9 protein-coding genes are annotated in these 12,017 nt (G+C 64.9%); 3 read left to right on the plus strand and 6 right to left on the minus strand.

Annotated features, from left to right (window positions below; translation table 11 throughout):
* The first annotated feature begins 114 nt into the window (after positions 1-114).
* Positions 115-609, plus strand: coding sequence for an acyltransferase (locus G5B40_RS15890; protein WP_165100518.1), 495 nt, complete (start codon positions 115-117; stop codon positions 607-609).
* 22 nt (positions 610-631) lie between these two features.
* Here G5B40_RS15890 and G5B40_RS15895 read toward each other — a convergent pair whose 3' ends face one another.
* The 5 genes from G5B40_RS15895 to G5B40_RS15915 form a co-directional block, all read right to left on the minus strand.
* A complete protein-coding gene (locus tag G5B40_RS15895; protein WP_165100519.1) occupies positions 632-1,069 on the minus strand; it encodes a GlcG/HbpS family heme-binding protein in 438 nt (145 codons plus the stop codon).
* Entirely contained in the window at positions 1,066-2,346 is a 1,281-nt protein-coding gene (locus G5B40_RS15900; RefSeq protein ID WP_165100520.1) for a TRAP transporter large permease, read from the minus strand. Before G5B40_RS15900 ends, G5B40_RS15895 begins: the two co-directional genes overlap by 4 nt.
* Positions 2,347-2,374: 28 nt before the next feature.
* Positions 2,375-2,887, minus strand: a complete 513-nt coding sequence (locus G5B40_RS15905) for a TRAP transporter small permease (RefSeq protein ID WP_165100521.1) — start codon at positions 2,885-2,887, stop codon at positions 2,375-2,377.
* A gap of 69 nt (positions 2,888-2,956) precedes the next feature.
* A complete protein-coding gene (locus tag G5B40_RS15910; RefSeq protein ID WP_165100522.1) occupies positions 2,957-3,928 on the minus strand; it encodes a TRAP transporter substrate-binding protein in 972 nt (323 codons plus the stop codon).
* 55 nt (positions 3,929-3,983) lie between these two features.
* The gene (locus G5B40_RS15915; RefSeq protein ID WP_165100523.1) at positions 3,984-5,159 is read right to left on the minus strand and encodes a pyridoxal-phosphate-dependent aminotransferase family protein; all 1,176 of its coding nucleotides are present in this window, start codon (positions 5,157-5,159) and stop codon (positions 3,984-3,986) included.
* Between the two features lie 87 nt (positions 5,160-5,246).
* On the opposite strand from G5B40_RS15915, the gene G5B40_RS15920 reads away from it, so the two are divergent.
* On the plus strand, positions 5,247-8,126 hold the full coding sequence (locus tag G5B40_RS15920) for an FAD-binding and (Fe-S)-binding domain-containing protein (protein ID WP_165100524.1): 2,880 nt from the start codon (positions 5,247-5,249) through the stop codon (positions 8,124-8,126).
* Complete coding sequence (locus G5B40_RS15925) at positions 8,123-8,842, plus strand: GntR family transcriptional regulator (protein WP_165100526.1); 720 nt, start codon at positions 8,123-8,125, stop codon at positions 8,840-8,842. The genes G5B40_RS15920 and G5B40_RS15925 overlap by 4 nt, the downstream gene beginning before the upstream one ends.
* A gap of 17 nt (positions 8,843-8,859) precedes the next feature.
* Here G5B40_RS15925 and G5B40_RS15930 read toward each other — a convergent pair whose 3' ends face one another.
* A complete protein-coding gene (locus tag G5B40_RS15930; protein ID WP_165100527.1) occupies positions 8,860-12,012 on the minus strand; it encodes a multidrug efflux RND transporter permease subunit in 3,153 nt (1,050 codons plus the stop codon).
* Positions 12,013-12,017: the final 5 nt, after the last annotated feature.

The following is a 12,017-nucleotide window of genomic DNA, read 5'->3' on the forward strand; positions in this document are numbered from 1 at the left end:
CCTTCGTTGCGCTTGAGGGGAAACGGGCGTAACAGGTTCCTGCTCGTCGGTCGCAAGATCGGACGGATTTGTTTGGCTGGCGTGAGACTCGCGCCGCTCCGGCAAGGTTGAAATATGGCGGCTCTCAGCCCGAAGAAGATAAGAACCCAGATAAGCCGGCTTCTGACGCGCGCGATCCGGATCTATTACAATAGGATCTGGGGGATGAATATTGGCGAGGGGACGCGCATCTCCTCCAATGCGAAACTCGACAAGACCCACCCCGAAGGCATCAATATCGGTGAGTTCTCATATGTCACCTTCGGTTGCGCGGTCTTGTCGCATGACATGTGCCGGCGCGCGCATCTGACGACCACCATCGGCGACAGGTGTTTCATTGGCTGCCATTCCATCGTGATGCCGGGCGTGACGATCGGCGATCACTGCATCATAGGCGCCGGCAGCGTCGTCGTCAGTGATGTCCCCTCGGGCTGCGCCGCCGCCGGCAATCCGGCGAAGATCATCCGGAAGAATATCAGGACCTCGGATTGGGGCGTGCTATTGGACAAGGGCGAGCGGGTGACCGAAGCGCGCGCCGAACCCGCGCCCGCGAGCGCCGGCCGGCGGTAAAAACGGGGATCGGGCGCCCTGATCAGGCGGGCGCGCCGCCCGGATCGGGCGTGAACCCGGCTGCCGTGATCGCCGCGACAGCGCAGGCTTCGTCCGCATCGGACGTGTCGCCGGTGACGCCGACGGCGCCGATGATCGCGTCGTTCGAACGGACGAGAACACCGCCTGGGACCGGCACCAGCGCGCCGTCAGTCAGCGTGTTCATCGCCTGAATGAAATAGGGCTGCGCCTCCGCCCGTTGGAAGAGGGCGCGCGAGCCGATCCCCATCATGACTGCACCATGCGCCTTGCCATGGGCGATTGCGAAGCGCATCGGGCTGCCGCCGTCGGACCGCTCGAACGCGATCACATGGCCGCCGCCATCGAGGACGACGACGGAGAGCGGCTTGCAGCCTCTCGCGGCGCCCTCCGCGAACACGTTTCGAATGATGGCGCGGGCGGTGTCGAGCGTCAGGGTCATCGGTAGAAATACTCCACGAGAAACATCGGGATGGCGGGAACATAGGTGCATATCATCAGCACGGTCAGCAAGACGATGATGAAGGGCAGGTTGACCTTCGAGACCTCCCAGATATTGGCGCGGGCGATGGAGCAGGCGGTGATCAGAACGCTGGCGACCGGCGGCGTCTGCTGCCCGATGGCGAGGTTCAACGTCACCACGAGCCCGAAATGCACCGGATCGATTCCCGCGCCATGGATCAGCGGAACGACGATTGGAACCACGAGAATGATCGCCGCCGCAGAATGCAGGAAGAAGCCGATCACCAGAAAGAAGATGTTCAGGATCAGCAGGATGATGTACTTGTTGTCGGTGAAGGCGAGGAGATCGGCGGCCATCTGCTGCGGCACCTGCGCCCGGGTCAGGAACCCGCCCATCAGCACCGAAGCGGCCACCAGCAGCATCACCACGGCCGTCTGCATCCCGCCGTCCAGCATCGCCGACTTGAGCTTGCGCAGATCCACTTCGCGGTACCAGATGCCGACGACGATGGAGGCGAGAACCGCGAGACCTGCCGCCTCGGTCGCGGTGACGAAGCCGCCGAAGATGCCGCCGAGGATGATCACCGGCAACGCAAAGGTGGGCAGCGCGTCGATGAAGGTTTCTCGCACGCGGCGGAGGTTGAACGCCTCCTCCACCGGAAGATTGTAGCGCCGGGCGAAATAGTAGGCGACGCCCATCAGTCCCGCCGCGCCGAGCAAGCCGGGCGCGACCCCGGCGACGAACAACTGCTCGATCGAGGTGCCGGCCGACACCGCGTAGAGGATCATCGGAATGGACGGCGGAATGATGATTGCGAGCGAGGCGGAGGACGATGTGAGCGCGGCGGCGAACTCCTTCGGATAGCCGCGTTTCTTCATTTCCGGGATCATGATCGAGCCGAGCGCCGCGACATCTGCGACCGCCGAGCCGGAAATCTCGGCGAAGAACAGCGAGACCCCGACATTCACCATCGCAAGCCCGCCGCGCACGAAGCCGATCAGAGCCGAGACGAAATTGATCAGCCGCACGGTGATGCCGCTCGCATTCATGATTGCGCCGGCGAGAACGAACATCGGGATCGCGATCAGCGAGAATTTGGTCGAGCCGTCATACATATCGAGCGCGACGGTGACGAGCGCGCCCGGCCCTTCGGTTAGCAGAAGCCCGGCGACGCCCGCCACCGCCAGCGCGACGGCGATGGGGACATTGATGACGATCAGCGCCAGCAGGATGACGAGGAGGAGGGCAATCACCATCGGGCGGGGTCCTTCGCAGACGCCGAATTCATCGGACGGGTTCGTCGATTTCGGCATGCTCCAGCGACACGCCGGCGCGCACCGCGCGCAGATAGCCAGGCATGGAGAGGAGTTGCGCGACGATGAAGAGACCGGCGCCGATCGGAATCACGGATTGTGTGAGTTGCACCGGGACCCAGTCGAGCGAAACCAGCGTATCGCCGGCGAGCACCTGCAGAACCCGCATGCCCGCCCAGGCGAGCAGCGCGAAGAAAGCGAGCGTGACCGCCTCGGCGAACACCGCCGCGGCGAGGCGGAACCCTGTCGGCAACGACAGCAGCACTGAATCGAAACCGATATGCCGGCGTTTCAGCGCCGCCAGCGCCGCCCCGTAATAAGTGATCCAGGCGAGGCCGACCACCGCCACCTCGTCATACCAGCTGAACGACTGGCCCAGAAGGCGGAAGATCACCGCGACCACCACGATCAGTGTCAGTCCGACCATCAGAAGAATGGTGGCCCATTCGAGCAGCCATTCGAGCGCGTCCCTGAGAAGCTTCATGGTCCGGTCAGCCGTAAGGTGGGCGATGCGGGAAGCGGGACGCGGCGGTCGCCGCGCCCCGGATTCGCGTCACTGGAGATTCAGCACCGTGTCGATGAGTTCCTTGCCGCCGTCGACGGAGGCGCCGAACTCCTCGTAGATCGGCTGCGACGCCTCGATGAAGGCGGCTTTATCAGCCTCGTTGACCTCCATCTGCTGTTCGAGTTCCTTCAGGAGGTCGGTCTCGAACTGCGCTGCGGTCTCGTAGACGAAGGCCTGCGTCTCCTGCGCCGTCTCGGTGAGAATCGTTCGGACATCCTCCGGCAGGGCCTCGAACTCGGATTTGGAGACGAGAACATAGGCGGGCGTGTAGACGTGCCCGGTGATCGAGAGGTACTTCTGCACCTCGCCGAACTTCGCCGGCGCGATCTGCGCGAAGGGGTTCTCCTGTCCGTCTATCACGCCGGTCTGAAGCGCTGTGAAGACCTCGGAAAACGCCATAGGTGTCGGATTGGCGCCATAGGCCTGGAACATCTTCACCCGCCACTCGCCCTTCGGCGTGCGAAGCTTCACACCCTCGAGATCGGCGGGAACGTTGATCGGGCGCGCGTTGTTGGTGATGTGGCGAAAGCCATTCTCCCAGAGCGCCAGGATATGGTAGCCTTTCGCCTCCGCCGCCGGTTGCAGGACGCTTTCCAATAGGGCTCCCTCAACCTTCTTCATGTGGGTTCGGTCCTTGATGAGATAGGGCATCTCGAAGACGCCGAATTCATCCGAGACCGACGACATCACTGAACTCGGCAGCGCGAAGGTCACCTGGCCGAGCTTCAGCTTTTGCAACAATTCGCTGTCCTTGCCGAGCTGCGAAGAGCCGAAGACCTGAACCTCGGCCCTGTCGCCGAGCTTCTCGTTCGCACGCTTCGCAAATTCCTCGGCCGAGGCCGCGAAGAGCGAGCCCGGCTCGCCGACATGGCCGAATTTCAACGTGATATCTGCGGCGTTGACGCCGCTCGCCAGCAACATGGTTGCGGCCAGCGCCGCGATCGTGGATCTGCAAGTCATTTCATCCTCCCTGAATGATCGGCGTCCCGTTTTCGGAATCGTCGAAAGGTTGGTCCTAGGTCTCTTGCAACGGATTGTCCGCGAGGTAGTCCATCGCCACCTGGGCGCCGCCTGATTTGTAGGCGACATCCGCGCGGCGCAGTCCCATCTCCACGCCCGAAAGCGTTCCCATCAGCATCAGATCGTTGAAATCGCCGAGATGGCCGATTCTGAACACCTTGTCGGCGACCTTGTTGAGTCCGGTGCCTAGTGACATGTCGAACCCGTCGAGCACGATCCTCCTGAGCGCGTCGGCGCCCTTTTCCCCCGGCATCATCACCGCGGTGAGCGAGTTCGAATATTCCGCCGGGTTCCGGCAAAGCACCTCGAGCTCCCAGCCCGCGACGGCGCGGCGCGTCGCCTCCGCATGACGGGCGTGGCGGGCGAAGACGTTCTCCAGCCCCTCCTCCGCCAGCATGTCGAGCGCTTCCCGGAGGCCGTAGAGCAGCGTCGTCGCCGGCGTATAGGGGAAGAATCCCTTGTCGTTCGGCCCCGCCATGTCGCGCCAGTCCCAATAGGAACGCCGGTCGCCGCCGGCTTCCGCCGCCGCCATCGCCTTCGGGCTGATGGCGTTGAAGGAGAGACCCGGCGGCAGCATCAGCCCTTTTTGCGAGCCCGCAACTGTTACGTCGACGCCCCATTCGTCCATGCGGAAGTCGATCGAACCGAGCGACGAGATGGTGTCGACGAGCAGAAGCGCCGGGTGCCCCGCCTCGTCCATCGCCCGGCGCACCGCGGCGATGTCGCTGGTGACGCCGGTGGCGGTGTCGTTGTGGACGACGCAGACCGCCTTGATCGCGTGCGTCTTGTCGGTGCGAAGCTGCGCGCCGATGGCTTCGGCGTTGGCGCCGCTCCGCCAGTCGCCCTGCATGAAGACCGGGTCGAACCCGAGCTTCGCCGCCATGTTCTTCCAGAGCGTGGCGAACTGCCCGGTCTCGTACATCAGCACCCGATCGCCGGGGGCGAGCGTGTTGACGAGCGCCGCTTCCCACGCGCCCGTGCCCGACGCGGGATAGATAACCACACGGTGCTCGGTTCTGAATACCGCCTTCAGGCCCTCCAGCACGCCGGCGCCGAGTTCTGCGAAACCCGGGCCGCGATGGTCGATGACGGCGCGGTGCATGGCGCGCTGCACACGTTCGGGTGTGTTTGTCGGCCCCGGTATCTGAAGAAAATGTCGGCCGGATCGCATTGGTTCCCGTCCCCGTTCATCACGCTTGATTCCATCGTGCGTTACCCTCTAATGAATTTTGAATTCAAAATTCAGTCAAGAGGATTCATGCCCGGGTCCATCGATATCGAGAAATTGCGGACTGAGATCGAAGGCGAGGCGCTGGACGGCGCGTTCGACAAAGGCCGTTACGCGACCGACGCTTCGATCTATCAGATCACGCCGCGCGCGGTCGTGATCCCGAAGCGGTGGGAGGACGTGGAAGCTGTGCGGAGTTTCGCGGTGGAGGCTGGGGTTCCGGTTCTGGCGCGCGGCGGCGGCACCTCGCAATCCGGCCAGACGGTCAACGAAGCCATCGTCGTCGACTTCTCGAAGCACCTGAACCGCGTGCTTGATTGCGATCTGGAATCGCGGCGCGTCACGGTGGAGCCGGGGCTGGTGCTGGACGAACTCAACCGGGGGCTGAAAAAGGACCGGCTCTGGTTTCCTGTGGATGTCTCGACGGCTTCGCGCGCCACGCTCGGCGGCATGGCCGCGAACAATTCCTGCGGTTCGCGCTCGCGACGTTATGGCAAGATGCGCGACAACACCCTCGCGATCGAGGCGATGTTGGCGGATGGAGAGACGAGGCGTTTCGGCGCGGTTGAGCGCTCCGTGAACGATTCGCTTTTCGCCGGGATGCTGGCGCTTGGCGCGCGCGAGGCGACCGAGATCGAGGCGCGATTTCCGAAGGTCTCGCGGCGCGTCGGCGGTTACAATATCGACGCGCTGACGCCGGAGGCCGCGCCGAACAACATGGCGCATCTGCTGGTCGGCTCCGAAGGCACGCTGGCGATCAGCCGGAAGCTGGAGCTGCAGCTTTCGCCGACGCTCGATGCGAAGACGCTGGGCGTGTGCCACTTCCCGACCTTCTACGCCGCGATGGACGCGGCCCAGCATATCGTGAAACTGGACCCGGTGGCGGTGGAGCTGATGGATCACAACATGATCCGGCTCGGGCGCGACATCCCGCAATTCCGGCCCATCGTCGACGAGTTCGTCAGGGGCGATCCGGCCGCGCTTCTTCTGGTGGAGTTCGCGGAGCCCGACTCGGCGGAGAACCGCCGCCGGCTGACCGCGCTCGGCGATCTGATGGCGGAGCTCGGTTTTCGCTGGGGCGATCCCGGCAAGGCGGAGGGCGGCGTCGTCGAGGCTGAGGACCCGGGTTTTCAGGCGCGGATCTGGGGGGTGCGCGCGCAGGGCCTCAACATCATGATGTCGATGCGGAGCGAAGGGAAACCCGTCTCGTTTGTCGAGGATTGCGCGGTCGAACTGGAGCATCTCGCGGAATTCACCGACCGGCTGACCGGCGTATTTCGCAAGCATGGGACCGACGGCACCTGGTATGCGCACGCCTCGGTCGGTCTGCTCCATGTCCGGCCGGTGCTGAACCTGAAGCAGGAACTCGGCGCCCGCCAGCTTCGCGCCATCGCCGAGGAGGCGTTCGCGATCGTCGCCGAATACAAGGGTTCGCATTCCGGCGAACATGGTGACGGCATCGTGCGTTCCGAGTTTCACGAACGGATGTTCGGAAGCCGGATCGTCCGCGCCTTCGAGGAGGTGAAGGACCGGTTCGATCCCGCCGGCCTTCTGAATCCCGGCAAGATCACCCGCGCTCCGAAGATGGACGACCGCAGCCTCTTTCGTACGCCTCCAGGCTACGCCGCCGAACCCCGCGCCACCGCCTTCGACTGGAGCGCCTGGCCCGGCGGCCTGACGGGCGCGGCGGAGATGTGCAACAACAACGGCGCCTGCCGGAAGCTCGCCGGCGGCGCGATGTGCCCGAGCTACCGCGCGACGCGAAATGAGCGCGACGTGACGCGCGGCCGGGCGAACACCCTCCGTCTCGCCCTGACCGGTCAGCTTGGGCCGGGCGCCTTCGCATCGGACGAGATGATGGAGACGATGAAGCTTTGCGTCTCATGCAAGTCCTGCAAGCGCGAATGCCCGATGTCGGTCGACATGGCGAAGATGAAGATCGAGGTGCTGGCGGCGCGCGCCGAAGCGCATGGCGTCCCGCTCCGTGAGCGGCTCATCGCGCATCTGCCGCGCTACGCGCCCTGGGCAGCGCGCCTCCGTTGGCTGGCGAACGCGCGCGACCAGATTCCGGGGCTGGCGGCGCTTTCGGAGCGGGCGGTCGGGTTCAGCGCGAAGCGAAAGCTGCCGTCATGGCGAAAACCGTTCAGAGAGGGCGCGGCGGGTGGCGACGTCCTTGTTTTCGCGGACACGTTCAACCGGTATTTCGAGCCCGACAACCTTCGCGCCGCGACGCGGGTTCTCCGCGCCGCCGGCTATGCTGTCGGCGTGGCGTCGGCGGGCGCCGGCCGGCCGCTCTGTTGCGGCAGAAGCTACCTCTCCGCCGGCCTTGTCGATGCGGCGAAGGCGGAGATGCGCCGCTCCGTCGGCGTATTCGCCGAAGCCTTGAGCGCCGGAAAGAGCATCGTCGGGCTGGAGCCGTCCTGCATTCTCACCTTTCGCGACGAGGCGCCGATGCTGCTCGGGAGAGATTGGACGGAGGAGATGGGACGGAATATCATGACCTTCGAGGAGTTTGTCGCCCGCGAGCGCCGGACGGGGAAGTTCGACGCGAATTTCAACGCCATCGCCCGGCGGGCGCTGGTGCACGGGCATTGCCACCAGAAGGCGCATGCTGTCGTCGATCCGATCCGGGAAGCGCTGTCGCTCGTTCCGAATCTCGCTGTCGAAATGATCGAGTCTTCCTGTTGCGGCATGGCGGGCGCCTTCGGCTACCAGGCGGAATCGCAGGAGGTCTCGCGCGCCATGGCCGAGCTTTCACTCGCGCCCACGGTTCGCGCCGCGCCGGAAGACTCGCTCATCGTCGCGGACGGCACCTCCTGCCGCGCGCAGATAGCCGATTTCGGCGGGCGCGAGGCGCTTCATGTGGCGCGCATACTCGAAATGTCGCTCGATGCGGAGGCGGCGGTATGACGCTCGCTCAGCCCCTCCCGCGAGTCTCTCTGCACGACCAGATCGTCGAACACCTGCGTGAAGCGATCGTCGCCGGCGAGCTTCAGCCCGGCGAGAAACTCAACGAGAAGGCGCTCTGCGCACGTTTCGCCGTCTCCCGCACGCCCTTGAGGGAGGCGATCAAAGTGCTTTCGAACGAGGGGCTTGTCCGGCTGACCCCGCATTACGGCGCCAGCGTAGCGCCCCTCACGCTGGCCGATCTGGACGAGGTCTTTCCGATCATGGGCGCGCTCGAAGCGCTTGCAGGCGAACTCGCCTGCGCCCGGATCGAGGACGAAGAGATCGACGCCATCGCCCGGCTGCATCAGGAGATGCTCGGTCACTACGAGAAACGCGACCTCCGGCCGTATTTCGAGTGCAACCAGAAAATTCACGACGCAATCCTCGTCGCGGCGCGCAATCCGACGCTCGCCGCGACCTTGCGCGGCCTCGCCGGCCGCGTGCGCCGCGCGCGTTACTTCGCCAACATGTCCGAGGAGCGCTGGGCCGAAGCGGTCGAGGAGCACGGTCGAATTCTCGAAACGCTGAGGGCGCGCGACGCCGGCGTGCTCGGCCCGCTGCTTCGCGCGCATCTTGGCGCCAAGCTGGAAACCGTCCGCGTCGCGCTCAGACGGTCGGAGCAACGCGCCTCGTCAAAACAGGCGGGCGCGCCGGTTTCAGGCGCGGCGGGTTCGTAACCGTTCGAACCGCTGCGTCAATGATCCGCGTTCACCTCAGTCGGAAGGGACGGGCCGGCGTCTGAATGCGACCGCGGGCGCTTGCGGGCGAAGCGGCGCATTACGAATACGAAAAAGGCTGGAACGAAGATCAGCGCGAAAAGCGTCGCCGAGATCATGCCGCCCAGCACCGCGACGCCGATCGCGTTCTGACTGGCCGAGCTTGCCCCCGTCGCCAGCGCCAGCGGCGTGACGCCCAGCGAGAAAGCGAGCGAGGTCATCAGGATCGGCCGGAAGCGCAACTTCGCCGCGCCGAGCGCCGCCTCCATCAGCGATTCGCCCTGGGCGTATTCATCCTTGGCGAACTCGATAATCAGAATCGCGTTCTTCGCGGAAAGCCCGATGATCGCGATCAGCCCGACCTTGAAATAGACGTCGTTCGCCATGTCCTGCGATATCACTGCGAGCACCGCGCCGATTGCGCCGAGCGGGACCACCAGCATCACCGAGAGTGGAATCGCCCAACTTTCGTAGAGCGCCGCGAGGAGCAGGAATATGAAAACGACGCTGAGACCGATCAGATAGGGCGCCTGGGTGCCCGACTGGATCTCCTGCAGCGATTGGCCGGTCCACTCATAGCCGAAGCCGGGCGGCAGCGCCTCCATCAGCCGCTCCATCTCGGCGATCGCGTCGCCGGAGGCGTAACCGGGCGCGGCGGCGCCGGAAATCCGGATCGCGGGATAGCCATTGTAGCCGACGATCTGGAGCGGGCCGCGGATCCATTCCACGTCGGCGAAGGCCTTCAGCGGCACCATGCCGCCGTGGACGTTACGGACATTGAGCGCGAGAATATCCTCAGTCTTCATCCGCGCGTCGTCATCGGCCATCAGCGTGACCCGTTGCATGCGCCCGGAATTCGGGAAATCGTTGATGTAGGCGGAGCCGAAATTGGCCGAGACCGCCGCGTTCACCTCCGAAAAGAGTACCCCGAAGGCGTTCGCCTTCTCGCGATCGACGACGAGCCGAACCTGCGCCGCCGCCGGAAGGCCGGTGACGCGCAGGCCGGTCACCACCGGACTCTCCGCAGCGGCGGCGAGAAGCTGGTCCTTGGCCGCGACAAGGGCGGACTGCCCGGCCCCGTTCCGGTCCTGCAGGCGAAAATCGAAGCCCGAGGTCGTGCCGAGTCCCTGGATGGACGGCGGCGACAGGGCGAAGGCCATGCCATCCTTGACTCCGAACAGTTTGCCGGTCGCGCGGCCGGCGATGGCAGCCGCGGCTTCGTTCGGCCCGCGCTCGGACCAGTCCTTCAGCGTCACGAACGCGAGCGCCGCGTTCTGGCCGGCGCCCGAAAAGCTGAAGCCGAGGATCGCGATGACCCGCTCGACTGCCGGTTCGGCTGCAAAGACGCCCTCGACCTTCTTGATGACCTCCAGCGTTCGGCTCGCGCTCGCTTCGGGCGGCGCCTGGATATCGACGAGGAGATAGCCCTGATCCTCGGCCGGGAGAAACGAGTCCGGGAGCAACGTCCAGCCATGCCCGAGCCCACCGACGAGGCCGAGATACACGATCATCATCAGCCCGGCCCGGCGTGCGGTAAGGCTGGTGAAGCGGCCGTAACCGCGCGTGAGGGAAGCGAGCCCCCGGTTGAACCAGCCGAACGGACCGCGCCGCGAAAGGCCGTGCCCCTTGGCGACCGGTTTCAGGATGCTGGCGGCGAGCGCCGGCGTGAATGTGAGGGCGAGGAAACCCGAAAAGAGGATCGACACCGCCATGGTCAGTGCGAACTGGCGATAGATCACGCCTACCGCGCCCGGAAAGAAGGCCATCGGAATGAAAACCGCAACGAGGACGAGCGTGATGCCGACAATGGCGCCCTGAATCTGCCCCATCGCCTTGATCGTCGCCTCTTTCGGCGGCAGGCCTTCCTCCGACATGATCCGCTCGACATTCTCGACCACGACGATCGCGTCGTCGACGAGGATGCCGATGGCGAGCACCGCAGCGAACATCGTCAGCACGTTGATCGAGAACCCGGCGACGAAAAGCACCGCCATCGCGCCGGAAAGCGCGATCGGAACCACCAGCGCCGGAATGACCGTGTAGCGAAGGCTCTGGAGAAAGACGAGCATCACCAGAAAGACGAGACCCATCGCTTCGAGCAGCGTATTCAGGACCTTCTGGATCGAAAGCTCGACGAAAGGCGAGGAATCGTACGGGATCTGGTAGCTGATCCCGTCCGGAAAGAACGCCTCGAGCTCCTCCAGCTTCGCGCGCACCGCCTGAGAGGCAGCGATGGCGTTGCCGGTGGGGGACAATTGTACGCCGACCGCCGCGGAGGGCTGGCCGTTCAGCCGTGAGGAGAAGTTGTAGCTTTCCGCCCCGATCTCGATCCGCGCGACATCACCGAGGCGCACCGTGGAGCCGTCGGTATTGGCGCGCAGGACGATGTTCTCGAATTCCTCGATTGTCGAAAGCTGGCCGTCGACCAGCACCGTGGCGGTAATTTCCTGACCTTCCGTGTTCGGCGGCGCGCCGATCTTGCCGGCCGCGACCTGCGCGTTCTGGGCGCGCACGGAGGCGATCACGTCCGCGGCGGTAATGTTGAGGCCGACCATCCGGTCCGGATAAAGCCAGATCCGGAGCGAGCGCTGGGATGAGAACACCCGGGCGCCGCCTATGCCCTCGATGCGCCTGATCTCGCCGACGACGTTGCGGGTCAGATAATCACCCAGCCCGACTGGAGTGACGGTGCCGTCATCTGAGGTCAGGCTGACCACCATCAGGAAGCCGGACGAAGCTTCGTCGACCTGGATACCCTGCCGTGTCACCGCTTCGGGCAGACGCGGCTCGACCCGCCGGATGCGGTTCTGAACCTCGACCGACGCCTGGTCGAGCGAGGTGCCCGGCGCGAAGGTGGCGTCGATGGAGACGCTGCCGGAGGCGTCGGAGGTCGATTCGAAATAAAGGAGGCCGTCGACGCCGTTCAGTTCCTCCTCGATCGGCTGGGTGACGCTCTGGTAGAGATCCTCCGGCGCTGCGCCGGGATAGCTGGTCTGGATCGAAACTTGCGGCGGCGCGACGGGAGGGTATTGCGAGATCGGAAGCTGCGGCAGCACCAGCCCCCCGGCGATCAGGATGAAGATCGCGATCACCCAGGCGAAAATCGGCCGGTCGATAAAGAAGCGGGACATGTCGG

The sequence above is a fragment of the Pikeienuella piscinae genome (assembly GCF_011044155.1).
In the GTDB taxonomy this organism is placed as follows: Bacteria; Pseudomonadota; Alphaproteobacteria; order Rhodobacterales; family Rhodobacteraceae; genus Pikeienuella; species Pikeienuella piscinae.

Coding starts and splice junctions, on each gene's coding strand:
- G5B40_RS15890 (WP_165100518.1), top strand. CDS start 115: ATGGCGGCTCTCAGCCCGAAGAAGATAAGAACCCAGATAAGCCGGCTT.
- G5B40_RS15895 (WP_165100519.1), bottom strand. CDS start 1,069: ATGACCCTGACGCTCGACACCGCCCGCGCCATCATTCGAAACGTGTTC.
- G5B40_RS15900 (WP_165100520.1), bottom strand. CDS start 2,346: ATGGTGATTGCCCTCCTCCTCGTCATCCTGCTGGCGCTGATCGTCATC.
- G5B40_RS15905 (WP_165100521.1), bottom strand. CDS start 2,887: ATGAAGCTTCTCAGGGACGCGCTCGAATGGCTGCTCGAATGGGCCACC.
- G5B40_RS15910 (WP_165100522.1), bottom strand. CDS start 3,928: ATGACTTGCAGATCCACGATCGCGGCGCTGGCCGCAACCATGTTGCTG.
- G5B40_RS15915 (WP_165100523.1), bottom strand. CDS start 5,159: ATGCGATCCGGCCGACATTTTCTTCAGATACCGGGGCCGACAAACACA.
- G5B40_RS15920 (WP_165100524.1), top strand. CDS start 5,247: ATGCCCGGGTCCATCGATATCGAGAAATTGCGGACTGAGATCGAAGGC.
- G5B40_RS15925 (WP_165100526.1), top strand. CDS start 8,123: ATGACGCTCGCTCAGCCCCTCCCGCGAGTCTCTCTGCACGACCAGATC.
- G5B40_RS15930 (WP_165100527.1), bottom strand. CDS start 12,012: ATGTCCCGCTTCTTTATCGACCGGCCGATTTTCGCCTGGGTGATCGCG.